Genomic DNA, 23,698 nt, shown 5'->3' with positions numbered 1-23,698 from the left:
GCAATCGTGGGATAATCCGGGCATGCACATACTCCTCGCCGAAGACGATACGCTATTGGGCGACGGCCTTCAGGCCGGCCTGCGCCAGCTCGGCTTTCAAGTCGACTGGGTGCGGGATGGCGCCGCGGCGGCGCGCGAACTGCGGGTGTCGCCCCCTTACACGGCGGCGGTGCTCGACCTCGGCCTGCCCGTCAAGGATGGCTGGGCCGTGCTGGACGACGTGCGGCGCGCCGGCGTGACGGTGCCGGTGCTGATCCTGACCGCGCGCGACGCCGTCCCCGACCGCATCCGCGGACTCGACCTGGGCGCCGACGACTATGTGGTCAAGCCGGTCGACCTGTATGAATTGGCCGCGCGCCTGCGGGCGCTGGTCCGGCGCGCACACGGCCAGATCCAGCCCTGCCTGCGCGCGCAGGATGTCGAACTCGACGCCGCCGCCAGAATGGTGCGCAAGGGCGGCGCGCCGGTATCGCTGTCGACCCGGGAATTCGACTTGCTGCAGGCGCTGATGCTCAATCCGGACAAAGTGCTCTCGCGCGAGCAGCTGGAACAATACCTGTATAGCTGGGGCAAGGAAGTCGAGAGCAATGCAATCGAGGTCCACATCCACAATCTGCGGCGCAAGCTGGGCGGGACGCTGATCCAGACGGTGCGCGGCGTCGGCTACATGTTGTTGCGGAGCGCCCCCTAGCATGCAGGACAGGCCCGCCTCGCTGCAAGGACAACTGATCCGGCCGGTGCTGGCTGTCGTCAGCCTGATCTGGCTGGTCGCCGCCGGCGCCGTCTGGTTCGACGCCCGGCACGAGCTCGACGAGCTGCTCGATGCGCGGCTGGCGCAGGCGGCGTCGCTGCTGCTGATCCAGAAATTCGGCGACTTCGACGGCGACGACATCGCGCCGCCGCCCGCCGGCACGGAGCAGTACGCCACCGCGCTGATGTTCCAGGTCTATCAATCGGGCCGGTTGATGCTGAAATCCGCCGACGCGCCGTCGCGGCCCATGATGGCGGGTGGCGCGCCCGCGGCGCAATACGCCACGCTGTCGCTGGCGGGCGCTTCTTGGCGGGTCTACCGGGCGCCGGACCGGACCCGTGCGCTCGAAGTGATCGTCGCCGAGCGCCTGGACGCGCGCCGGGAAGTGCTGTGGGCGGTGCTGCGCAGCAGCCTGTGGCCGCTCGCCGTGGCGTTGCCGCTGCTGGCCGCCGCCACCTGGTGGGTGGTGCGGCGGGGCACGGCGCCGCTGCGCGCGCTCAGCCGCGCCATCATGTCGCGCCAGCCGCACGCGCTCGAGCCCATCGCGGACCCCGGCATCCCCCGTGAACTGCAGCCGCTGCTGCGCTCAATGAACGGCCTGTTCCAGCGAATCGCCACCCTGCTCGACTCGGAGCGCCGGTTCACCGCCGACGCGGCGCATGAACTCAGAACGCCGATCGCCGCCATCCGCATGCAGGCGCAGGTGGCCGCCGCCGCCGCCGAGCCCGCGGCGCGACAACACGCGCTCGGTGCGACAATCGATGGCTGCGACCGCGCGACGCGCCTGGTGGAACAGCTGCTGACGCTGGCGCGCCTGGAAGCGAACGGCGTCACGGACCAACGCTGCCTGGACTTGCGGCAACTGCTGCGGCAGGTGGTGGCGGAGCTTGCGCCTCAATCCGCGGCGAAACAGCAGGAGCTGAGCTTCGACGCCGACCGGGCATGCCTGGTCCAAGGAAATGAGCTGCTGCTGGCTATCCTGTGCCGCAATCTGATCGACAACGCCATCCGCTACAGTCCGGTCAAGGCCAGCGTCGCGCTGCGGCTGCGGTGTGACAAGGACCGCTTCCGCCTGACGATAGAGGACAGCGGCCCCGGCATGGCTGCCGCCGACCTGCTACGCGTGGGCGAACGGTTTTTCCGGGTTGCCGGCAGCGGCGCAAGCGGCAGCGGGCTGGGCTGGTCCATCGCGCGGCGCATCGCCGCGCCGCACGGCTTCGCGTTGTGCGCGGAACCGTCCGCGCGGCTCGGCGGGCTGGCGGTCGGGCTAAGCGGTCCGCTGCTCAAACAGGCGGCAGGATGACGGTGTAATAGCTGGCGGACCAGGCCAGGGCGGCGATCACCAGGTAGGGCCAGGAGCGCAGCGCTATCTTCCAGTCCACTGCCGAGGGCCAGCAGGCCAGGAACTGCGGCGCCACGGCGAAGGCCAGCAACAGGTCCAGCGGCTCGAAATGCCAGCCGGGCTGGGCGCGCCACAGCGCCACCGCCAGCGGCACGGCCGCCACCAGGAAGGGGGCCAGCGCGACCGGGGCGGCGTTGTACCAGCGCACCCGGGTCAGGCTCACCGAGCCGAGCTGCCAGCTCTGCCCTACCCTGCGCGGCACCACGGAAAAGCCGGCCGGCCGCGCGCCCGTCAGCAGGCCGACGCAGAAATGCGCCAGCTCGTGGCAGATGGTGCCGGCCAGCGTGAACAGGAAAAAGAAGGGATGGAAGGCGGCCAGGCGCCGTATCACCAGCGCCAGCGCCAGCGACGGGGCCAGGTAGAGCAGAACGTTGAGCAGCACTTCGCGGTGCTGGCAGAACCAGGCGGGGGCGATGGCGGCACAGTCGAACATGGTCGGATACTACCGTGTTTCCGCCACCGCCGGCACAACTATCACTACTCGGAGTAGAAGCAGCGGCCGCAGGCCTGGCGGTAGCTCTCGTTGCCGCCTATGCTGATCTGCTCGCCCTCCTTCATGCGCTTGCCGTCCTGGTCCACGCGGATATTCATGGTGGCTTTCTTGCCGCAAGTGCAGATGTTTTTCAGCTCTTCGATATCGTCCGCCAGCGCCAGCAGGTAGGCCGAACCGGGGAAAGGCTCGCCCCGGAAGTCGCTGCGCAGGCCGTAGCTGATGACCGGAATGCCGCGCACCTGCGCCAGCTTGTGCAATTGCTGCACCTGCACAGTGGTCAGGAACTGCGCCTCGTCGATCAGCAGGCAGGCGATGCGTTGATCGATCACCTTGAGAAAATCGGTGTCGGCGTCAAACACCTCGGTCTCGCGCTGCGGGCCGAGGCGGGACGTGACCTTGCCCACGCCGTAGCGGTTGTCGATGGCGGCGGTGAACAGGCGCACGGCCTGGCCCTGTTCCTCGTAGTTGTGGGCGACCTGCAGCATGGCGGTCGATTTGCCGGCGTTCATGGCCGAATAGCGGAAGTAGAGTTTTGCCACGGCGATGCGAGTGAAATGAACAAAGCGGGATTATACGGCCCGAGTCCCCGGCCCCGCCAGTATGGCGTTGCCGCATCGCCAACTGCGCACGCTGGCACACCAAACCGACATGGTTGCAATTTAGCCAATCACATTTGACTTCAAATGTATTGCTTGCTACGATGGCCGCGTCCTCTGGCGCCTGGCGCCCGGAACCATATCCACATATGCCATCACCTTTGCCTTTGTGCAGCAGGAACCGAGATATTGAGTCGATTAAATAAACTGGGCGCTATCTTGCTGGCAGCCATGATGCTCGCCAATGCAGCTCGTGCGGAAACAACCCTGGAACGCATAGTCCGGACTGGAGTCCTACGCTTGGGGTATGTCGACGAGGCGCCGTTTGCCTACCTCCTGCCCGACGGCACGCTGACCGGCGAGTCCGCCGTGATCGCCACCGAAGTACTTGGCCGTTTGGGGGCGCAGCGCATTGAGCCGGTGGCTGCGACATGGGAGTCGCTTATTCCGGGCTTGCTGGCGGGCCGCTACGACATGGCCGCGGGCGCGCTGACGATTACACCGGAATTGAGCAATACCGTGTTGTTCAGCAATCCGCACTACCGGCTAGGCGATACGCTGCTGGTTGTGCGCAGCAATCCGCGCCAGTTGCGCAGTTACGGCGACATTGCAGCCGACCGGCGCCTGCGCCTGGCCGTGGTGACTGGGTCGGCCCAGTACGACTATGCGCTGGACGCAGGGATGAGCGCGCACCAGTTGCTGTCGGTGCAGAACAGCCAGGCGCAGTTGCAGGCCGTGCGCACCGGCCGGGCCGCCGCAGCCGCCGGCTCGGAACTGAGCATGCGCCGGCTGGCGCAGCGCGATCCGGCCCGGGTGCAAGCGCTGGCGGTGTTCGCTGACGACCCGGTACATGCCGGTTACGGCGCGTTCGCCTTCCGGCCTGAAGACGCGACCTTGTGCGATGCGGTGAACCGCGCGCTGAAGGGATGGCTCGGTAGCGCAGAGCACCTGCGCCTGGTGGCGCCATTTGGTTTTGGGCCGCTGCATGTCACAACCAGGACGGCGGCCGAAGTGGTGGCGCGCGCAGCACCTTAACACTTGTCGAAGACAAGGCAGTCCAGCTCAGTAGGCGGGTTACCGGACCCGTTGGCAGCCCTCATCGGGCTGCTTTTTTTTTGCGGCCCGCAGCCGGCCTATCAGCACGCGCGGGTTTTTCCGCTATGATGCGCCCATGTCTACCTCCACCTCGTCACTTGGCCACGAAAGTGCTTCCGATCCGGCGGCGCCTGCACGCGTGCTGCGCCAATTCCGCGTGCTGTTCAACGCGGTGCGCGGCCATTTTCGCGAAGTGGAGCGGGCAGCCGGCATCGGCGGCGCGCAGTTGTGGGCGCTAAGCGAGATCAGCGCCTCGCCAGGCATAGGACTGGGAGAGCTGGCAGCGGCGCTGGATATCCATCAATCGACCGCCAGTAATTTGGTGAAGGCGCTGCAGGAGCGCGAGCTGGTCACGCTGGCGCGGCGCGCCAAGGACCGGCGCGCGGTACAGCTGACGCTGACCGAAGAAGGGGCTGCGGTACTGGACAAGGCGCCCACACCTTTCCGGGGCGTGTTGCCCACCGCGCTGGGGGAGCTCGATCCGTCCGTGCTGGTCCGGCTGGAGGACGATCTGGCCGCGTTGATCGGGCTCTTGCAGGCCGGCGACCATGGCGCAAGAACGCCCTTGGCGGACCTGTAACTGTTCCGCTAGCGCGGCGGCGCCCGGTTTTTATTGATGATCGCCACCAAGATCAGCACATAGGACGCCAGACGGATCAAGTAATACAGGGGCGCGTCGGCATCGCCCAGCGGCGCCAGCGCCCATAGCAGGCGGTGCAAGGCCTCGAGCATGAAGGCGACCGCGAAATACAGGAAAAAACGGTCGCGGGTCTGGCGCCAGAAACGCAGGAAAAACAGCGCGGCAACCAGTGCCGCCATCACGATGGCGCCGCTCAGCAAAGAGTTGACCGCCATCAGTCGTCCTCCCAAATCAAGCCATACAGCAGCGGCATCAAGGACAGCAATGCCGAACCCAGGCGCCAGAGCGACAGGTCCTGCTCAGGAAGAATGACGCGGTCCAGCATAAGCAGCATATTGTTGATGAACATGCCGGCGAAACACAGTCCGCTCCACAGCAGCAGCCGGTGCCGGGTCCTCGTGTAGCTACGCAGCAGCAGCCAGGCACAGGCCAGCGCGGTTGCCGCGCACAGCAGGTAAATGATGATGGCCATTCAGCGCTCCTTCTTACGCCACACAAAGGCATCGGCAAACAGATGCGCTTTGCGGTTGGTCTTCAGGTGGATCAAGGTACTGACTTCGATCAGATTTTGCCCGTATATCACCGCCAGCTGGTCGACGAGGCCAGCGAGCTGCGGCGTGCGCGGGGCGTAGAAATACCGCGTCGGCGCCGCCTCGTGCAAGCTCAGCAGGCCAGCGCGCAGCAGTTGCGCCAGCAACTCGTCGGCCTTGGCCGTATTCAGGTACAGGCGTTGAGCCAATTGCGCGCTGTCCCACTCCCTGGCGCCACCGTCGCGCAGCAGCAGCAGCGCTTCCAGGAAGGGCACGGAGGGAATGCACTGGACAATGAAGCGTCGGATGTCGTCAGGAATCATGGATGGGCAGTCGCGCCACAAAAATACATTTGGACAAATTATATTCCGGAAACAATATGCCTGGCGCACGATGTTGTGCGACCGCCATGGGTCGCTTCGCCGGAGGCACAGCCTAGGCCGGCGGCGCCACGCGCCGCAACTGCAATTGCGCAAGCGCCCCGTACAGCGGCGGACTGAGCACGCGCGAGACCGTGCTGGCGATGACCGCGCAGGCCATCAGGCTCAGCACCATGGCATGGCCGTCCACCATTTCCATCACGATGATGAAGGCGGTGAGCGGCGCCTGGGTCGCGGCGGCCAGGAAGCCCACCATGCCCAGTGCGATGAGCGCCGGCGCGTAGGGATAGGCGGTCAGCAGCGCGATATCGCGCCCCAGTCCGGCGCCGATGGACAGGGACGGGGCGAAGATGCCGGCCGGTGCACCGGTCCACACGGTAAGCCAGGTGGCGGAAAATTTTTGCAAGGCGAAGCCCGGCGCCGGCGCCGCCGCGCCGTCGAGCATGGCTTTGGTGGCCTCGTTGCCGCTGCCAAACGTCGCGCCGTGACTCAGCACGCCGATCACGGCGACCAGCAGTCCGCAGCCCGCCGCGAACAGCACCGGACGGGCCGCGCGCCAGCGGCTGAAGCGGTCCGCCGACTGGCCGCTCAGGCTGGCGATCAGCAGGCGCGCGAACAAGCCGCCCGCCAGACCGCTGGCCAGCGCGGTGAGCAGCCCCGGCCAGAACAGCGGCCATCCGATGGGGCCGGCGTGGATCACGCCGAAATGCGTGCCGTTGCCATACACCGACACGGCGATCAGGCCAGCCAGGACGATGCCGGCGACTATCAGGCCGCTGTTGCGCTGCTCCGGCGCCCGCGACAGTTCCTCGATGGCGAACATCACGCCCGCCAACGGCGTGTTGAACGCTGCGGCGATGCCGGCCGCGCCGCCGGCCACCAGCAGCGACTGCGCCGAGACCAGGGATCGGCGCGGCAGCAGCGGCTGCACCGCCAGCATGACGCCGGCGGCAATCTGCACCGACGGCCCTTCGCGCCCCAGCGACAGGCCGCCCAGCAGGCCGGCGGCGGTCAGCCCGATCTTGGTCGCGCTCAGGCGCAAGGACACGAACAGCCCGCGTTGCGTCGGCCCCACCTCAGCTTCGAGGCAGGCCATCACCTGCGGGATGCCGGACCAGGCCGCGCCGGGGGCGTAATGCCGCGTCAGCCAGACCACGCCGGCCACACAGGCCGGGCTCCAGACCAAGGGCAACCACCAGGCCCAGTGGCTGGCCCACTCGAACACGGCCAGCGCCGATTCGGCCAGCCAGGTGAACCCGACCACGATCAAGCCGGCCAGGGCGGCGGCGCCCACCACCACCGCGCGTGTCCACCATAGCCGTGGCGTGGCGAATTCGCGCCGGAAGGCGCTGGGAATGTCGTGCCGCTGGTGCATGGGATCGCCGGAGGAGAATAGAATCGTTATTATAGAAGATAGATTTGAACAAATGTAATTTCCGCAGCGACTATATTTGCTATACTTGCCACTTTGCCACTTTGCCAAATTGAAACTCGGCCGCCTCGCCACTGCGGCTCGGCCCCTATTGAAGATCGCCCATGGAAAATCACACCGTCGAACTTGTCGCCGCCGTCTTGTTCGGCCTGGCACTGCTGCACACCTTCAGCGCCAAATTCTTCGAGGTGCTGGCGCACCGCAACGGCCGCCACGCGGGCTTGTTCCACCTGCTGGGCGAGGTCGAAGTGGTGTTCGGTTTCTGGGCCGCCGTCCTGATTGTCGCCATCGCGCTGATCGCCGGCAGTGAACCGGCGGTGCGGTATGCCGAGTCGCGCCAGTTCGCCGAACCGCTGTTTGTCTGCGTGGTGATGGTGGTGGCCGCATCCCGGCCAGTGCTGGCCTTCGTCAATGCGGTGCTGGTTCGGCTGGCGCGGCTACTGCCGCTGCCCGCGCCGTTGGCGCTGGCCTGGCTCGGGCTGGCCGTCGTCCCCCTGCTGGGCTCCTTGATCACGGAACCGGCCGCCATGACGCTGGCGGCGCTGATCCTGGCGCCGCTGGTGTTTCGGGCCGGAATGCCAGAATGGCTCAAATACGGCGCGCTGGGCGTGTTGTTTGTGAATGTCTCGATAGGCGGCACCTTGACTTCCTACGCCGCGCCGCCGGTGCTGATGGTGGCTGGCGCCTGGCAATGGGACAGCGGTTTCATGCTGATGACCTTTGGCTGGCGCGCGGCGCTGGCGGTACTGGTCAACGCGACCGGCGTGACTTTGCTGCTGAGGCGCCATATGGACACGCAAACAGTCCAGGCTGACGCTGGCGAGCCGGTACCCGTGCTGGTGAGCGCCATCCATCTCGGCTTTCTGGCCGCTATCGTGCTGCTGGCGCACCACCCCGTCCTGTTCCTCGGCATCTTCCTGTTTTTCCTCGGCTTTACCCAAGCCTACGAGCGCTACCAGCAGCCGCTGATTTTGAAGGAAGGGCTGCTGGTCGGTTTCTTCCTGGCTGGGTTGGTGGTGCTGGGCGGCCTGCAGCAATGGTGGCTGCAGCCTATCGTCGAGCAACTCTCGCCCACCGCCATGTTCTTCGGCGCGCTAGGGCTGACCGCCGTGACGGACAACGCCGCGCTCACATATCTGGGCTCCCTGATCGCCGGTTTGTCGCCTGAAGGCCGCTACAGCCTGGTCGCGGGCGCGGTGGCTGGCGGCGGGCTGACCGTGATCGCCAATGCGCCGAATCCGGCAGGCGTGGCCTTGCTGCGGCGCGGCTTCAACGATGAATCCATAGGCGCCATGGGACTGCTGCTAGGGGCTTTGATCCCGACCATGGTCGCGGCCGCGGCTTTTCTGACATAAGTGCCACCGCTGTGCCGGTAGTTGCCCGTCTACGACAATAGCTGCCCAACACACACCACTCCGCCACCGCCCCCCGCCGCCGAAAATAGGCGCATACTTGGACATGCAGAATTTGCATATACAAGCACACAATGATTCCTTCCCAGCGACTATCGTGCGGCCTAACATCCGCCTTTTTTCACGGAAAGCGCGGCCGACACAATCGGCCGGCGCTGTTTCGAAGCGAGGAGTGTTTATGAACCAACCCCACGAGGCCGCCCTGTTCGGCCTGATCGGCAATACCCCGCTGATCGAAGTCACCCGGCTCGACACCGGCCCCTGCCGCCTGTTCCTCAAGCTGGAATCGCAAAATCCCGGCGGCTCCATCAAGGACCGCATCGGCCTGTCCATCATCGAAGCTGCCGAGCGCAGCGGCCAGCTCCAGCCGGGCGGCGTCATCATCGAAGCCACGGCGGGCAACACCGGCCTGGGCCTGGCGCTGGTGGGCCGCATCAAGGGCTACCGCGTGGTGCTGGTGGTGCCGGACAAGATGTCCACCGAGAAAGTGCTGCACCTGAAGGCGCTCGGCGCCGAAGTGCACATGACGCGCTCGGACGTCGGCAAGGGCCACCCCGAGTACTACCAGGACTACGCGGCCCGCCTGGCGCGCGAGCTGCCGGGCGCCTTTTACGCCGACCAGTTCAACAACCCGGCCAACCCGCTGGCCCACGAAACCACCACCGGCCCCGAAATCTGGGAACAGATGGGCCACGACGTGGACGCCATCGTGGTCGGCGTGGGATCGTCCGGCACCCTGACCGGGCTGAGCCGCTTCTTCCGCAAGGTGCAGCCGGAGCTGGAATTCGTGCTGGCCGACCCCAAGGGCTCCATCCTGGCCGAATACATCGACAGCGGCGTGGTGTCCGACACCAGCGGCTCCTGGGCGGTGGAAGGCATAGGCGAGGACTTCATCCCGTCCATTGCGGACATGACTTCTGTGCGCAAGGCCTACACCATTTCCGACCAGGAAAGCTTCGACAGCGCGCGCGCCCTGCTGGGCGCCGAAGGCGTGCTGGGCGGCTCGTCCACCGGCACGCTGCTGGCGGCGGCCCTGAAATACTGCCGCGAGCAGACCGAGCCCAAGCGCGTGGTCAGCTTCGTGGCCGACACCGGCACGCGCTACCTGTCCAAGATGTACAACCACGGCTGGCTGGTGGACCAGGGCCTGGTGCAGCGCCCGCAAACGAACGACCTGCGCGACCTGATCGGCCGCCGCTACGACGAGGGCGACGTGGTCAGCGTGGCGCCGTCCGACACCTTGCTGGTGGCCTTCAACCGCATGCGCGCGGCCGACCTGGCCCAGCTGCCGGTGCTGGACCAGGGCCGCCTGGCGGGCATCATCGACGAGTCCGACCTGCTGCTGAAGGTGGACAACCACGCCGAACAGTTCAGCAGCCTGGTCGGCGCCACCATGACCACGCGGCTGGAAACGCTGCATCCCTCGGCCAGCGTGCAGGCGCTGCGCAGCACCCTGGACCGCGGCCTGACCGCCGTGGTGGCCGACGACAACAAGTTCTATGGCCTGATCACCCGTTTCGACCTCCTCAACCACTTGCGCAGGACTTTATCTTGAGCTCAAACAAAGACCACAAAGCCCACCTGGCCACCCGCGTCATCCACGCGGGCCAGTCGCCCGATCCGTCCACCGGCGCCATCATGCCGCCCATCTACGCCACCTCCACGTTTGTGCAGGAAAGCCCGGGCGTGCACAAGGGCCTGGACTACGGCCGCTCGCACAACCCCACCCGCTGGGCGCTGGAGCGCTGCGTGGCCGACCTGGAAAGCGGCGTGCAAGGCTACGCCTTCGCGTCCGGCCTGGCCGCCATTTCCACCGTGCTGGAGATTGCCGACGCCGGCTCGCACATCATCGCGGGCGACGATATGTACGGCGGCAGCTACCGCCTGTTCGAGCGCGTGCGCCGCCGCAGCGCGGGCCACGACTTCACCTATGTGGATTTGACCAATCCGGAAAACCTGCTGGCCGCCATCCGCCCGGAAACGCGCATGGTGTGGGTGGAAACGCCGACCAACCCCATGCTCAAGCTGGCCGACCTGCAGGCGATTGCCAAAATCTGCCGCGAGCGCAACATCATCGCCGTGGCCGACAACACCTTCGCCAGCCCGCTGGTGCAGCGCCCGCTCGAGCATGGCTTCGACATCGTGGTGCATTCGGCCACCAAGTACCTGAACGGGCACTCGGACATTATCGGCGGCATCGCCGTGGTGGCGGGCGAGGAACGGCAGGCGGCGTGGCGCGAGCAATTGGGTTTTCTGCAAAATTCGGTGGGCGCCATCGCCTCCCCCTTCGACAGCTTCCTGGCCTTGCGCGGCGTGAAAACGCTGGCCATCCGCATGGAACGGCATTGCGCCAGCGCCTTGCAGCTGGCCGAGTGGCTGGAGCGCGAGCCCAAGGTGAAAAAGGCGTTCTACCCGGGCCTGAAGTCGCATCCCCAGCACGAACTGGCCAAGCGGCAGATGGAGGGCTTCGGCGGCATTATCTCCATCGACCTGGACACGGACCTGGCGGGCGCGCGCCGCTTCCTGGAGCGCTGCGAGGTGTTTGCGCTGGCCGAAAGCCTGGGCGGCGTGGAAAGCCTGATCGAGCACCCGGCGCTGATGACGCACGCCAGCATACCGGCGGCCCAGCGCGCCGCGCTCGGCATAGGCGACGGGCTGATACGCCTGTCGGTCGGCATCGAAGACCTGGCCGACCTGCGCCAGGACTTGCAGCACGCGCTGGACGCCATCTAGCGCGGCTTCGAGGGGTCCGGCACGTTGAACAGGCGCCGGACAAAGCTTTCCATGGCCTGGAACACCCCTTCCACGCCGAAGCCGGCGATAAAGGACAGCGCCGAGCCGCTCAGCGTCCACGCGCCCGCCAGCGCGGGCTCGGCGGTGCTGCCTGTGCCGCTGGCGTTGACGAACAGGCCGATGCACGCGCCTATGGTGGCGCCCAATGCCAGCTGGCCCAGCGCCAGCGAATGGTCGCGCGGCGACAGCATGCTTTCCCGCATCTTGCGCCACAGGTCGCGCACCACCGCCGCGCCAGCGCCCAGGATGCCGTAGCACAGCGGCAGCACCGCGCTGCCCAGCACCAGCGTGAGGATGCGCGCGGTTTCCTCGTCGCCGCCCTGGCGCGGCGCGCGGCCGGGACGCTGCGGCGGCTCGGGAATGGGTTCCAGGAAATAGGTTGCGCTGCGGTACAGCGCCTTCCACGGCTGCAGCCAGGCGGCCAGGTTGTGGCGGGTGACGGAGCGCTCGCGGTCCAGCCGGCTGTCCTGCGCGCACAAATGGTATTCCTCTATGCTGCGGTAGCGCTGCGCCGGCGGCGTGTTGTCCAGCTGGGGCGCACGCTCGGGGTCGCAGTAGACCACCAGGCGCATGGGCGGCGTGACGGCCGCCGCTTGCGGCGCACCCTTTGCCAGCCGCGCCAGCTCGTCCGCCGCCAGCTTGGCCTCGGCGTCCGACACCTTGGCGGTCAGCTCGCGCTGCTGGGTGCGCAGCGTGTCCAGGTGGGTCAGGATCACATTGCCCGCCGTGACGTTCCAGGACAGCAAACAGGTGAACACCAGCCAGATCACCAGGCCCACCACGATGCGCCAGATGCCACGGCTGAACTTGCCGGCCGGGCCGATCAGGCCGGGGAAGGCGGTGCGCGCCAGCGACATGCGCGTGGGCGGGCGCGTAAAGCCGCCGCCCGGGGCGATCAGGTCGCCATTGCTGGCGCCGGCACGGCTGCCCGGCCAGCCGTTGCCTCCGCCGCCGGCCCCACCGCCTCCGCCTCCGCTACCGCTTCCGCCACTTCCAGCACCGCTGCCCCCGCCGCTGCCATGGCCGCCGTCGCCTCGGCCGGAACCGGGCGCCCTGCGGCTCGCGCTGTCACCCATCAAGCCGCCGGGGCCGGAGGGGCCGCCCAGCCAGGGCGGCGGCCCTGCGTCCGCGCGCATGCCCTCCCCGTCGCCGGCTCCGGGCTGCGCGACGCCGCCTCCCCGGCGGTCGACATGGCGGCCCCAGCGCGAGCGCTGGCGCGGGTCGTCCTCGCCCACCACCAGCAAGGTGAAGGCGATGGTGGCGCCGTTGGCCGGCTTGGCGGCGGCGTTCAGTTTGTCCTTGGCTTGCAGCAGGATGGCCGCCTGATGCGCCTGGCTGGCCTGGCCGGCCTCGGGCGGCCAGCCGATTTCGCAGATCTCGGTGATCAGCTCCTGCACATCCGGCGCCAGGCCCTTGTCCCAGCGGCCGGAAATGAAGTCGAGCAGCAAATACACTTCGCTGAGCTCGCGCACGAAGATGAAATCGCGGATCTGGACGGGCCGCGCGGCCCCTTCGCTTTTAATGTCAGCCATGGCGCACCTCCATACGCCACAGCATGTTCCCTCAAGGCTCAGCCACCATGATTTGCATCAAGCACGGCAGCCGAACTTTTCACTCGCCCGGGTGATACTTGCGTTCCAGGTGCTTTTCCACGTCTTCCTTGTAGAACAGCACATCCTTGAACTCGCCGCGCGCATACATTTCGGCCTGGTCCATGAAGTGCGGCGAGGCCGGGTTGCCGCTCTGGCCGCCCGCCAGGATGCTCCTGGCGCGCACCCGCTTGCCGAATTCCACCGCCGCCACAAAGCTGTTGCCGCGCTCGCCATAGATGCGCTTGGTCTTCGGCGCGGACGTCTGGCCGTAGGCCGCCAGCGCGCCCCAGTTGCCGGAGGCGTAAGGCACCGGAATGCTGGGCTTGCTGTCGTCGAAAGGCTGCACCACGTCGCCAGTCAGGCGCTGGAAGCGGTTGATTTCACCCCACGGCGTTTGCCAGCTGCCAAAGTCCTCGTTCAGCTTGGCCGACGCGCGCGCCAGCGCGTACAGGCGCTCCTGCGGCGCCAGCTGGGTGGCGATATAGTCCAGCACCGGCAGCTCCATCTTGCGGGCCGCCGGGCCGAATATCTTGGCCAGATCCTGCAGCCAGAAGATGGCCAGCGAAGTCTGCACCGAGGCCAGCGAATAGCGCATGTCCCAGCGGCGCAGCACATGCACCTGCGGCGCCAGGCTGGATTTCAGCGTGTCGCCGTCGGGCAGCTCGTCCCAGGCCGCGAACAGCTGCGGCAGCAGCGGCTCGAAGGCGGTGAGCTGGCTGTCGTAGGCCGAGGCGATCAGGCTCTCCAGCGTGAAGTCCTTTTTGTTCTCCAGTACCCGCACGGCGTGGATGCCGCGCGCGTTCTCCGGCTGCGCCGCCATGTAGGCCGGATAGTCGGCCGCTTTCGGGCTGTAGGCGCCCGCCGCCGTGAACGGCGTGCTGTTGGTGTTCTGGATCCAGCCGTTCTTCGGATTGAACAGCTGTATCGTGTCCTTCACCGCGTGCAGGCCCTTCCAGTCGGTGGCGGGATCGCTGCCGTCCACCGGCTTGCGGTAATTGAAGCGCGGGTCGCGCACGGGAATAAAATTGCCATGGAAGTAGGCGATATTGCCGTCCGCATCCGCATACACGGTGTTGTTGGACGAGTTGGTGCGCAGCTCCATCACCTTGTAGAACTCGGCATAGTTGCGCGCCTTGGTGCGCAGCCAGGACTGTTGCAGCGCTTTCAATGGCTCGTTCATCAGGCTGACCGATACCCAGCGGCCGTCGATGGCACGCACCACCGGGCCGTGGTGCGTGAAGTAGGCGGTGACGGTCTTCTCCGCCATGCCGGCGGCGGTTTTGTAGGGCAGGCGCAGCGGCACCGCTTTCACGGGACGCTCCTCGCGGCCGTATTTGTAGACGAATTTGCCATCCTTGCCGCTGACCGTCTCCAGGAACTCGTCGATGACGTCGCCGCCGCCGGAAGTGTGCATCCAACCCAGGCGCTCGTTGAAGCCCTGGTAGACGAAGAACTGGCCCCAGGTCACGGCGCCGTAGGCGTTCAGGCCTTCCATGCTGCTGACCTGCACTTCGGGCCGGAAATAGAAGGAGGTGTGCGGATTGATCATCAGCATGGCGTGGCCGGACTTGCTGATGGCCGGCGCAATGGCGAAGCCGTTCGAGCCGCTGGGCTCGTGGTCCAGGTCGCTGCCGGCCAGCGCCAGCGGCGGCAACGGCTGCGGCGTCTTGCCGTAGAAGCGTTCCAGCTCCTTCAGGTCCACCGATTCGATATCGCCGCCTATGCTGCCTTCGCTGAAGCTAAGCGCCATCCACGGCTCGAAGCGCGTGATCAGCGCCGGCTGCACGTCGGGATGCGTGAGCAGATAGTAGTTCAGGCCGTCCGCATAGGCGTTCATCAGCTTTTTCAGCCAGGCCGGCGCGGCCGCGTACTGCGCTTTCAGACTCTCGGGCGTGATGAACAGCTTCATGCGCAGGTCCCGGTACAGCTCGGCCTCGCCCTGCACCTCGGCCAGGCGGCCCATGGCGTTGATGTAATTGAGTTCCACCCGGTGGAAGTCGTCCTCCGCCTGCGCGTACAGCAGGCCGAACACGGCGTCCGCGTCGGTCTGGCCGTAGACGTGGGGAATGCCCCACTTGTCGCGCAAGATCGTCACGCGCTGGGCCAGCCCTTTCAGGCGCGCGGCCTCGGCTTTGGACGGCGGTACGGCGGCGGCAGCGCGCGGCGTGGCAGGCGTGCCGGACTGCGCTGCACTGGCGCACAGCGGCGCGGCGCTGGCGCCGCAAGCGGCGGCCAGCAGCAGAAAACTCCATCTCGACATAGGCAACTCCGGGTTTGTTCTGATCAGGAAGCGTCCACCAGCTGCGCGATGCGCTCGCGCAGTTCCGCGTTTTCATTGCGCAACTTGGACACGCGGTCTTTCAGCTGCGCCACTTCGGCGCGCAATTGCTCGACTTCGCTCATCGGCTCGGCCATCGCGCCGTCCTCGCCCGCCTTGGCTTCCTTGGGCGGGCGCGATGCGGCGCGCTGTTCGCGGATCTCCTTGGCGGCCTGCTGCAGCAGCTTCTTGCCACCCGCCACCGCCGCCACCTGCTCGGCCTCGGGCAGCGACGCCACCGTGGCGGCGGCGTTGATGGAGATGGTGCCGGCGCGCACAGCCTCCACCAGCTCGGGCGCGGCCGTTTTCTGGATCTTCTCGATCTGGCTGATGGTGTTGCTGCTCAGACGGGCGGCGCGCGCGATGTCCTCGCGCGAGGTGCGCACCTTGGCCGGCGCAGGGGCGCCTTCCTGGTCCGGCTCGGGCGGGGTGATGCTCGCGTCCTCGGCCGCCGTTTTCGCGGCCAGCTCGGCGCTGCGGGCGTCCATGATGTCCTTCTTGCGCAGCGCCAGCACGCCGCGCTGGAAGTCGGACACGCTGCGGCGGCCCAGATGGTTGTCTATCATCCACAGCATCACGTCTTCCATGCTGTGGAAGCTCTCGTTCTGGATCACCTTGAACGGAATGCTGTGGCGCTGGCAGATGGAGTAGCGGTTGTGGCCGTCCACCAGCACGTCGTTCCACAGCACCAGCGCGTCGCGACAGCCTTCGGCCAGGATGCTGCGCTCAAGCGCAGCGTACTCGGCCTCGGTCAAGGGGTCGATATAGCTGCGCAGCATGTCATTGATTTGGATTTGCATTCGGTATTCCTGGAAAAATCGGGCGCGGCCGGCGCGCATGCGCGCACCCTGCCCCATCGCCGTCCAGCATGCTACACCAATTGCGTGTCCAACCCAAGGCGGGCGGCCCTGCTCTCCGGCAGGCTCAGGCGCCGCGCACCCGCAGCACCCGCTCCGCCCCCACATAATTGACCGCGTAGCCTTTGCGGCCCGCCGCTTTCACGCCGTACAGGGCCTGGTCGGCGGCCCGCATCACCAGGTCCGCCGCCACCGGCAGCTCGGTGGTGAGCGCGATGCCCACGCTGGCGCTCACGGCCAGCAGCTGCCCGCCCGCCGCGAACGGCGCCCGCATGGCCTCGATAATCTTTGCGCCCAGCAGGCTGACCTCGGCCCCGCCGGGCAACTGCTCGAAAATGATCACGAACTCGTCCCCCGCCAGCCGGGCCACCGTGTCGGTGCAGCGCACGGCGTCGCTCAGGCGGCGCGCAAACTCCACCAGCACCGCGTCGCCGGCGGCGTGGCCGTGCTGGTCGTTGATGGACTTGAAATGGTCGATATCGAGGAAGGCCAGGCCCACCTGCTGCCCGGCGCGCTGGGCGCGTGCCAGCGCCAGCGGGAAATAGTCGTCGAACATGCGGCGGTTGTGGATGCCGGTCAGCGCGTCGGTGGTGGCCAGGCGCTGCAAGTCCTTCTCGGCCCGCTCGCGGCGGCGCGACAAGGAGAAGAACGCCCGGCTCAGCTGGGCAAACTCGTCGCGGCCCTGGACGTCGAACACGCTGATCGGCGCCAGGCCGGTGTCGATGTCGACCACGTGGCGGTGCAGGCGCAACAGCGGACGCAGCATGAGCTTGACCAGCAGCCAGCCGAACAGGCCCGCCAGCAAGGTCACCACCGCCACCGCCACCAGTGCCCGGGTACGCACGCTGGCCATGGGCGCGAACGCGCTCTGGATCGGATAGGACACGGCGATCACCCAGTCCACCTCGCGCAGGCGCTGGTGCGCCAGCAGGGTCGGCACCCCTTCGTCGAGCAGCTCGTCGGTCCAGCCGTCCGCGCTGCCCAGCACCGCGTCCACCAGAGAGCCGTCGCCGGCGTCCCCGTGGTTCAGCAGCAAGGCCTTGTTGGGATGGTGCACAAAGACGCCGTCGCCGGTCACGATAAACAGATAGCCGCCCGTGCCGGAGCGCAGACTGTCGAGGCGTGCCGAAAACGAGGGCCGCAGCAGCTCGATGGAGCCCTGCACCACGCCGATGATCTCGCCCTTGGAATTGAGCAACGGCTGCGTCAGCGCGACTATCGGCTTGCCGGTCAGTACGCTGCGGAACGGCGCCGACGTCACGCCTTCGCGCGTGCGCAGGGTGTCCCTGAAGTACTGGCGCGCGGCCACGTTCAGCGTGCCCCGGGCGCGGCGGTCCACCAGACTGGCGACCAGATTGCCTTGCGTATCGAACACGGTGACGTTGAAGAATTCGTCGCGCAGGCTGCTGTGCGCTTCCAGCAGCGCCTGCATGTCGCCGAGCGCAGGTTCGGCACCGGACGGCTGCTCGGTGAACGCCTTGAGCATCTGGCGCTTGGCCACGATGTCGCGCTCCACATAGGCTGCGGCGGTCGCCAGCAGCGCCTGCTCCTGCTGCGCGATCGACTGGCGCATGGCCGATTCGGCAATCAGCAGCGACACGCCGCCCGCGCCCAGCGCGGCGAACAGCACCATCGCGGTGACGAGCATCGTGATCTTGAATTTGAAACTAAGGAAGAAATGAACCACTGGCCGCATAGCAAGCCTCCTGCCGCGCACGGAGCGCATCCAATTAATACATTGGCGGAGCTGGGGCCATTTCGGTAGCCGGGAGCGGAGGCGAGGCGCCGGCCAATCTGCCGCGATTATAGTGGATATTCCCGCTGGGCATAACAGCAATTGACGTGCGTTGCACGATGGCAACGAGGGCGCTGGCGAAGAGCAGGCACGAAGAAAATTGCCAATCGTGTATTATTTCCCGACATTTAACTGGAGGGCAGAATAAGTGGACAAACTACTGTTGACCTTGCGGGCCGCCGCTTTCCCGAAAAAGCTGGCTGGATTTGCCCTGCTGTTTTCAGTCGGCGTGGGCGCATGCGGTTCGAGCCACGCGAAGCCGGCCATAGCGGCCCCAGCGAGCGGCTTGGAACACATCGCAGCCCAGACTTGCGAGAGCGGCGTGATAGCGCGCTCGAAAAACAAGACTACGCTGGATTTCCACCATTCCACCACCACGCCACAGGTGCGCAAATTGGGCGAGGACATGGTGGTCGTGCTGCTCAAGTTTTCCGCGAAAAACGCCTCCGGCGCTGAATCGGGATCGATCGCCAAATGCGTGCTCTCCGCAGACGGCAAGAGCTGATTGTGATTGATGTTGAGGATGCTAAGTAAGCCACCTGCGCCGTGCAGGGCCTCATAGCAAGTTTCGCGCAATGTGGCAGGGATCAGCTAATAGCTCTGCGAATATTCTCGCTTCTGAAAACTGCTGGACTTTGGTCGCCATCACCCGCGCCAGCACGCTCTGCACGTGCGAAGAAATGGCATAGGCACGCGCCCCGGGGTGTCGTCGCGACGGATAAATAAACCCGTGTACTTGCCCACCGAGTTCGGCCAAGATCTGGTCAAGCTCAAACCCGAGCCATTGGCACCAAATATAATCTGGACTACGGAGATGATCATAAATTCCCAGTCGGCTCGCAGCGACACCGGAGAGATCGAAAAGCTGCAGTGGCTGAGAGAACGATAGGTTAGCAATCAAGCCATTTTCCGCGCCCGCCTCAATGACGAAACGACCAGGATGGGTCGCGGGGTTCTTGCAAAACTGCGCTTCCCACACTGCTGTATGCCGTGGTCTAATTTGCCTGGACACCTCAATAGGTGGAAAATTCACCATCTGAGGAGTTAAAGCATGACAACAAGAAAACGCAAGACATTCGATCCGAGCCTGAAGCTGGAGGTGGTCAGAATGATCAAGGAACAGGGCCTGAGCATCCAGAACGTCAGCGAAAGCATGGACATCGGCCAAACTGCTATCCGGCGCTGGCTGGCGCAATACAGTGCCGAGCAAAGCGGCCAGCCGGGCATCGGCAAACCACTCACCGCCGAGCAGCAGCGCATTCGGCAACTCGAACTGGAAAATCAGCAATTGCGGCAGGATGTGACCATCTTAAAAAAGGCCTCGGCCTTCTTTGCCCGCGAAATGAAATGATCTATCAGCTCGTTCATCAACTGCAAAAGGAGGCCATTCCGGCCCAACAAAGCTGCCGCGTTCTGGAGGTAAGCCGATCAGGCTACTACGCCGCGCAACGACGCTCCGCCAAACCGGCGGTGTGCAAGGCTAGCGTGCATCTGAAAGCCGAATTTCAAGCCAGCGGGCAAAGCCGGCTTCCACATCGGGCGCTACAAGGTGCGCCGTTTGATGCGCCAAGCGGCTTTGAAGCCCGTCTGGAAACGCAAGTTCGTTCACACGACGGACAGTAAGCACGACCTGCCGATCGCCGCCAATGTGCTGAACCGGCAGTTCAATCCGCCCGCGCCCAACATGGCATACGTATCGGACATCACGTACATCCGCACCGGCTCCGGCTGGCTGTACTTGGCCGTCGTGATAGATTTGTACGCACGCAAGGTGGTCGGCTGGTCCATGGCGCCAAGCATGCCTGCCAAGCTCGTCTGCGAGGCCCTGAACATGGCCATCCAGCAGCGGCGCCCAGGACCCGGCCTGATCGTCCATTCGGACCGGGGCAGCCAATACGCCAGCGAGCTCTACCAAGACCTGCTGGCGACGCATGGTTTTGTTTGCAGCATGAGCCGGAAAGGAAACTGCTGGGATAACGCCGTAGCAGAACGCTTCTTCCTGAACCTGAAAATGGAGCGCGTCTGGCAGCGCCAATACGCCAATCACGCCGAGGCAAAGACCGACATCACCGACTACATCGTCGGCTTCTATAACTGCAAGCGCATCAATTCAGCACTGGGCAATCTGCCGCCCGCCGTCTATGAACGGAAAATGGCAGTGCATGAACCTATCGTAGTGTCCGAAATTACTTGACCACCGCAGTATAGGCTGTCTCGGCGGTATAAATCCAGAAGAAAGGAAATCCCGCACCAGTCTTCATACTGTCCGGCGGCCCGAATCTGTAGGTACGCATCACGGCGTGCGGCCAGATCGACGGCGTATTCCAGGCCGCCCTAACCAGCTCGCAACCGGCTGGAATTTCAACAATATAAGATGCCAGGACTTCCCTTAGCAAATCACGTGGCGGCAACTGTGCAGCAATGGCAGGCGGTATCGCCACTGCATCGGTTGGATAAGACATGTTTAGCCTATAAAGTCGGCCTCGCTCCTGAGTTTGAACTCAACCAGTTCAGTCACCTTGCGCGCACGCTCTGGTGCTGGCGCGCGCAGGATAGCCCACTGGCTGGTGTGTGTTGTGTGCCGCGTTGCAAATGGCAGCCCTGCAAGCACTTCCGCTGGAGACATACCATTTAGTTCCTCGGCCTCGCTCACCCAGAATGCGTGGATTTCACTACTCGGCATGTCGTCAAATAGTGCGAGCACCGGCGCGATCAATTCGGGGACGGGCGGCACAAATTGCCAAGCCGGAAATTCCTTACCGATTGCGCGTCCTGCTGGGGTGATGCAGTAAAACCGCTTGCTATCTACAGCGCGATAAAACGACGCTTGAGAAAGCCCCACCCATCCTTGCCCGACGACTTCCGAAACCTTGAGCTTAGACACTGGAAGAGCACTGGGACTGGTATTGGCAGGCACTTCCGTCGCACCGCCACTTCCGGTCAATGCCTGCCGACCTTCTGAAACAGCGCGTTTTACCAAGTTGAGCACACGGAGACGATCCGGTCCTTGCGCAAGCGCATCTGCCCGTTCGATAACCAGTTGAGAAAAACGGTCCAGAACAGCCAAGTCGCGCTGGGTAAGGTGGATATCCCAGGACTCAATGACAGAAGGTTCAGATTGCAGTGTCATCTCTCGATCCTTAAGCAATTTGTGGTAGAGCGGCTGCAGGATGGGTGGCAGCATGGGATTGATCCTGGCGGCCTAGGGGCTAAATTAGCTATCAGTCGTTAGAATATCAACAATTCTTAAGTTTATCAACTTTCTCGAGATTATCAAAATCCTAAACATAGACATGCTCCAGGGGATGTTGTCGTCCAACGCAGCATGAATTTCCTGAGCGCGCGTGGCAGCATTCGCAAGCCCAGGTTCCGCAAACGCCCATATGCGCAACTGGGCTGCTGGTGGTGTATGCTGCTGCGATTTAGCTCATCCACTATGAAAGTACTCATGAAACAACTGATCCCCTCCAGCCTCCTGGCGCTGTCCCTGACGTTGACCCTGGCCGCGTGCGACCGCGCCAAAGCCCCCGCCGCAGCCGCAGCGCCTGCCGTGGCTTTCCAGAAGATCGACACCGTCACCGGCACGGGCAAGGAAGCGGTGGCGGGCAGCACCGCCGTGGTGAACTACACCGGCTGGCTGTACGAGCCGGCTGCGCCCCAGCAGCACGGCCAGCAGTTCGATTCCTCGATCGGCCGCTCGCCATTCGCCTTCCCACTGGGCGCCGGCCAGGTTATCAAAGGCTGGGACGATGGCGTGCAAGGCATGAAGGTGGGCGGCAAGCGCACCCTGATCGTGCCTGCAGCACTGGGCTACGGCGACGGCGGCGCGGGCCCGATTCCGCCGAATGCCACGCTGATCTTCGAAGTGGAACTGCTGGACGTGCGATAAGGTTCGGCCGCTTAGTCGTTCGCGTTATAAATCGCCACTTCGAAGAGTTTTCGTGGACGAAGCAGCGGAACCTTGTAGTCGAACTCGATAATCGCGTCGTTGCTCCACTGCCCGCTCGCGATTGGCATCCGATACATTGGGTTCTTGGGATCATCGTTGGCTTGCAAGGGCGTGCGCCGGCTTCCCTCGATGATCCACGCGCCGCTGGTGGCTGCCCAAGGCTGATGCCATATTGCCTTGCTGGGCCGCTTGCAGCGGCTCCAGCGCCCCGTCCCCTTGCATTGGGCGTCGTATTCCTGCGGATCGTCAAACATCGCAATGGCGGCGTTGATTTCATATCGCAGGCGAAGGTCGCCCAGGCGCAGCTTTTCAGGCGATACCGTGGGGGTGTGCACGAGTAGTCCAATCCGTAAGGTGCCTCCCTTGAAATTGCTTACCAAGTCCGCCTCCGCTTCAAGATCGGGCAGCAGCGGCAGTGTGAACAATTCGCCATGCTCAAGGGGTATTGGGAATTCCTGCCCTGTCTCGGTGCGCACACGCAGCGCGAAATTGGGCGGGAGCTGCATTCCCGCCGGCGGCATCAGCGCGAAACTGAATACCGCGTCGGGCGCGAGGGATTTGTGTTTTTCGTAGGCCGAGACAGCTGCACGCATGGCGCCATAGCTCTTCCAGGGCACCGCCCGCAAACCGGTCACGCGGACCATGGCCAGGCCTTCCCCTGCCTGGCCATGGCTTTCTGCGGGAAGGACCATCTCGTCGGCAGCAGCGCTCGCCACCGGGCCAGGCAAGCCGTGCCCTGCCGGTTTTGCCAGTTCTGGCGCGGCCTGCGCATGCTCGCCAAGTGCAGACATCCGCCCAATCGCAAGCTGGGGGCCGGAGTGGCCCTCCTCCGCCGCCATGCTGAAATAGCGGTAAGCCCGGTCCAGATCGCGCACGACGCCATCGCGTCCCAGATAGTACTCTCCCAAGGTATTCCATGCCGGTACGAACCCGAACTCAGCAGCCCTGACATACCATCTCTCCGCCTCGGCCCAGTCCCGCTCCGCCTCGTCCCCGAGCTGGTAAATGCGTGCCAACGCCATGGCAGCCTCAATGCGGGCATTCGTCGTTTCCGGCTTGCGGGGATTGAAACGCATCCGGTCGCGGTGCGGATTGAACCGGTCCTCGGCGACCGCACGGAGCCACCGGATGCCCTGGACAGCATCCTTCGGCGTGCCGAGCCCTTGGCGATGCATATGCGCCAGCATCAAGGCAGCATCCGGGTAGCCTACTTTCTCGTACGCGGCCTCGAATCGCTGCAGTGCTATCGCATAGTCGTGCTTCTCGAAGGCCTCCAGCCCTTCACCCAGGCTCTTGTCCTTCGCCTGGATATGGCTCCTGCCGCACATGACTTTAAAATCGAGATTCGTGATCGGCCCCTTCAGGCACCAGCGCAGCAATCCCTCGAATGCGGTGGCCTGCCCCGAAACGATTTTCCGTATCCGCGCTTCGGTATCCGCCATCGGCTGCTTGACCGGGCGCGGCGCAGCCACCACAACGGTGCTGGATTGCTGTGGCTCCTGCGCCAGCGCGGGGGACTGGGCAAACGCGGTGTGCGACAGACCGGCCGCCAGCCAGATCAGGATCTCGGCGCCGTGCCCATATGCTTTTCTACGCAAAGTCCCTCCTGGTAAGCAAAATGACTTCATCCTGCATTGGAGAATTGACTTTGCCACTGGCGCTGA

General features: G+C 65.0%; 23 protein-coding genes and 1 pseudogene. 10 read left to right on the top strand and 14 right to left on the bottom strand.

Annotated features, from left to right (window positions below):
• Window positions 1–22 precede the first annotated feature (22 nt).
• Both KT882_RS14590 and KT882_RS14585 read left to right on the top strand, forming a co-directional pair.
• Window positions 23–691 carry a winged helix-turn-helix domain-containing protein gene (locus KT882_RS14590; protein ID WP_161072280.1) on the top strand — a complete coding sequence of 223 codons (669 nt, stop codon included), beginning with the start codon at window positions 23–25 and terminating at the stop codon, window positions 689–691.
• 1 nt (window position 692) lies between these two features.
• Window positions 693–2,054: an ATP-binding protein gene (locus tag KT882_RS14585; protein WP_161072281.1), complete on the top strand. Its 1,362-nt coding sequence runs from the start codon at window positions 693–695 to the stop codon at window positions 2,052–2,054.
• On the opposite strand, the gene KT882_RS14580 is transcribed toward KT882_RS14585, so the two are convergent.
• A complete protein-coding gene (locus KT882_RS14580; protein WP_228896384.1) occupies window positions 2,035–2,586 on the bottom strand; it encodes a hypothetical protein in 552 nt (183 codons plus the stop codon). The two genes, KT882_RS14585 and KT882_RS14580, sit on opposite strands and share 20 nt — an antisense overlap.
• Before the next feature lie 44 nt (window positions 2,587–2,630).
• Complete coding sequence (locus KT882_RS14575) at window positions 2,631–3,185, bottom strand: thymidine kinase (protein WP_161072283.1); 555 nt, start codon at window positions 3,183–3,185, stop codon at window positions 2,631–2,633.
• A gap of 246 nt (window positions 3,186–3,431) precedes the next feature.
• Between KT882_RS14575 and ehuB the strand changes: the two genes are divergently transcribed.
• Both ehuB and KT882_RS14565 read left to right on the top strand, forming a co-directional pair.
• The gene (gene ehuB / locus KT882_RS14570) at window positions 3,432–4,277 is read left to right on the top strand and encodes an ectoine/hydroxyectoine ABC transporter substrate-binding protein EhuB (RefSeq protein ID WP_260048716.1); all 846 of its coding nucleotides are present in this window, start codon (window positions 3,432–3,434) and stop codon (window positions 4,275–4,277) included.
• 136 nt (window positions 4,278–4,413) lie between these two features.
• Entirely contained in the window at window positions 4,414–4,917 is a 504-nt protein-coding gene (locus tag KT882_RS14565) for a MarR family winged helix-turn-helix transcriptional regulator (RefSeq protein WP_161072285.1), read from the top strand.
• A gap of 8 nt (window positions 4,918–4,925) precedes the next feature.
• On the opposite strand, the gene KT882_RS14560 is transcribed toward KT882_RS14565, so the two are convergent.
• The 4 genes from KT882_RS14560 to KT882_RS14545 all read right to left on the bottom strand — a co-directional run bounded on the left by KT882_RS14560 (window position 4,926) and on the right by KT882_RS14545 (window position 7,262).
• A complete protein-coding gene (locus KT882_RS14560) occupies window positions 4,926–5,192 on the bottom strand; it encodes a DUF5985 family protein (protein WP_161072286.1) in 267 nt (88 codons plus the stop codon).
• Complete coding sequence (locus KT882_RS14555) at window positions 5,192–5,449, bottom strand: DUF5985 family protein (protein ID WP_161072287.1); 258 nt, start codon at window positions 5,447–5,449, stop codon at window positions 5,192–5,194. Before KT882_RS14555 ends, KT882_RS14560 begins: the two co-directional genes overlap by 1 nt.
• Window positions 5,450–5,830 (bottom strand): hypothetical protein, encoded by a 381-nt coding sequence (locus KT882_RS14550; RefSeq protein ID WP_161072288.1) that lies wholly within the window; start codon window positions 5,828–5,830, stop codon window positions 5,450–5,452.
• Between the two features lie 112 nt (window positions 5,831–5,942).
• Complete coding sequence (locus KT882_RS14545) at window positions 5,943–7,262, bottom strand: chloride channel protein (RefSeq protein ID WP_228896381.1); 1,320 nt, start codon at window positions 7,260–7,262, stop codon at window positions 5,943–5,945.
• Between the two features lie 161 nt (window positions 7,263–7,423).
• On the opposite strand from KT882_RS14545, the gene KT882_RS14540 reads away from it, so the two are divergent.
• The 3 genes from KT882_RS14540 to KT882_RS14530 all read left to right on the top strand — a co-directional run bounded on the left by KT882_RS14540 (window position 7,424) and on the right by KT882_RS14530 (window position 11,464).
• On the top strand, window positions 7,424–8,674 hold the full coding sequence (locus tag KT882_RS14540; RefSeq protein ID WP_161072290.1) for a putative Na+/H+ antiporter: 1,251 nt from the start codon (window positions 7,424–7,426) through the stop codon (window positions 8,672–8,674).
• A gap of 235 nt (window positions 8,675–8,909) precedes the next feature.
• Window positions 8,910–10,286 (top strand): pyridoxal-phosphate dependent enzyme, encoded by a 1,377-nt coding sequence (locus tag KT882_RS14535; protein WP_161072291.1) that lies wholly within the window; start codon window positions 8,910–8,912, stop codon window positions 10,284–10,286.
• A complete protein-coding gene (locus KT882_RS14530; protein WP_228896379.1) occupies window positions 10,283–11,464 on the top strand; it encodes a trans-sulfuration enzyme family protein in 1,182 nt (393 codons plus the stop codon). The genes KT882_RS14535 and KT882_RS14530 overlap by 4 nt, the downstream gene beginning before the upstream one ends.
• On the opposite strand, the gene KT882_RS14525 is transcribed toward KT882_RS14530, so the two are convergent.
• The 4 genes from KT882_RS14525 to KT882_RS14510 form a co-directional block, all read right to left on the bottom strand.
• Window positions 11,461–13,056 carry a hypothetical protein gene (locus KT882_RS14525; RefSeq protein WP_228896378.1) on the bottom strand — a complete coding sequence of 532 codons (1,596 nt, stop codon included), beginning with the start codon at window positions 13,054–13,056 and terminating at the stop codon, window positions 11,461–11,463. The two genes, KT882_RS14530 and KT882_RS14525, sit on opposite strands and share 4 nt — an antisense overlap.
• A 79-nt stretch (window positions 13,057–13,135) precedes the next feature.
• Window positions 13,136–15,376 (bottom strand): penicillin acylase family protein, encoded by a 2,241-nt coding sequence (locus tag KT882_RS14520; protein ID WP_228896375.1) that lies wholly within the window; start codon window positions 15,374–15,376, stop codon window positions 13,136–13,138.
• Window positions 15,377–15,399: 23 nt separating this feature from the next.
• Window positions 15,400–16,233 (bottom strand): hypothetical protein, encoded by an 834-nt coding sequence (locus tag KT882_RS14515; protein ID WP_161072294.1) that lies wholly within the window; start codon window positions 16,231–16,233, stop codon window positions 15,400–15,402.
• Window positions 16,234–16,357: 124 nt separating this feature from the next.
• A complete protein-coding gene (locus KT882_RS14510; RefSeq protein WP_228896373.1) occupies window positions 16,358–17,986 on the bottom strand; it encodes a diguanylate cyclase domain-containing protein in 1,629 nt (542 codons plus the stop codon).
• Between the two features lie 247 nt (window positions 17,987–18,233).
• On the opposite strand from KT882_RS14510, the gene KT882_RS14505 reads away from it, so the two are divergent.
• Complete coding sequence (locus KT882_RS14505) at window positions 18,234–18,590, top strand: hypothetical protein (RefSeq protein WP_228896371.1); 357 nt, start codon at window positions 18,234–18,236, stop codon at window positions 18,588–18,590.
• A gap of 51 nt (window positions 18,591–18,641) precedes the next feature.
• Here the strand turns inward: KT882_RS14505 and KT882_RS14500 are convergent, their stop codons facing one another.
• A complete protein-coding gene (locus KT882_RS14500) occupies window positions 18,642–19,064 on the bottom strand; it encodes an RES family NAD+ phosphorylase (RefSeq protein ID WP_228896369.1) in 423 nt (140 codons plus the stop codon).
• A gap of 72 nt (window positions 19,065–19,136) precedes the next feature.
• On the opposite strand from KT882_RS14500, the pseudogene KT882_RS14495 reads away from it, so the two are divergent.
• Window positions 19,137–20,279: pseudogene (locus tag KT882_RS14495) on the top strand (IS3 family transposase).
• Here the strand turns inward: KT882_RS14495 and KT882_RS14490 are convergent.
• Both KT882_RS14490 and KT882_RS14485 read right to left on the bottom strand, forming a co-directional pair.
• Entirely contained in the window at window positions 20,272–20,547 is a 276-nt protein-coding gene (locus KT882_RS14490; RefSeq protein WP_228896366.1) for a hypothetical protein, read from the bottom strand. The pseudogene KT882_RS14495 and the gene KT882_RS14490 sit on opposite strands and share 8 nt — an antisense overlap.
• 2 nt (window positions 20,548–20,549) lie before the next feature.
• Window positions 20,550–21,269 carry a hypothetical protein gene (locus KT882_RS14485; protein WP_161072298.1) on the bottom strand — a complete coding sequence of 240 codons (720 nt, stop codon included), beginning with the start codon at window positions 21,267–21,269 and terminating at the stop codon, window positions 20,550–20,552.
• 264 nt (window positions 21,270–21,533) lie between these two features.
• Here KT882_RS14485 and KT882_RS14480 point away from each other — a divergent pair, with 264 nt between their 5' ends.
• Complete coding sequence (locus KT882_RS14480) at window positions 21,534–21,974, top strand: FKBP-type peptidyl-prolyl cis-trans isomerase (protein WP_161072299.1); 441 nt, start codon at window positions 21,534–21,536, stop codon at window positions 21,972–21,974.
• Between the two features lie 11 nt (window positions 21,975–21,985).
• On the opposite strand, the gene KT882_RS14475 is transcribed toward KT882_RS14480, so the two are convergent.
• Window positions 21,986–23,632 (bottom strand): tetratricopeptide repeat protein, encoded by a 1,647-nt coding sequence (locus KT882_RS14475; RefSeq protein ID WP_228896364.1) that lies wholly within the window; start codon window positions 23,630–23,632, stop codon window positions 21,986–21,988.
• Window positions 23,633–23,698: the final 66 nt, after the last annotated feature.

Source organism: Pseudoduganella aquatica (assembly GCF_020865585.1).
Taxonomy (GTDB): domain Bacteria; phylum Pseudomonadota; class Gammaproteobacteria; order Burkholderiales; family Burkholderiaceae_D; genus Rugamonas; species Rugamonas aquatica_A.
The sequence above is the reverse complement of the archived record's forward strand: the minus strand, read 5'-3'. Positions and strand labels throughout refer to the sequence as shown.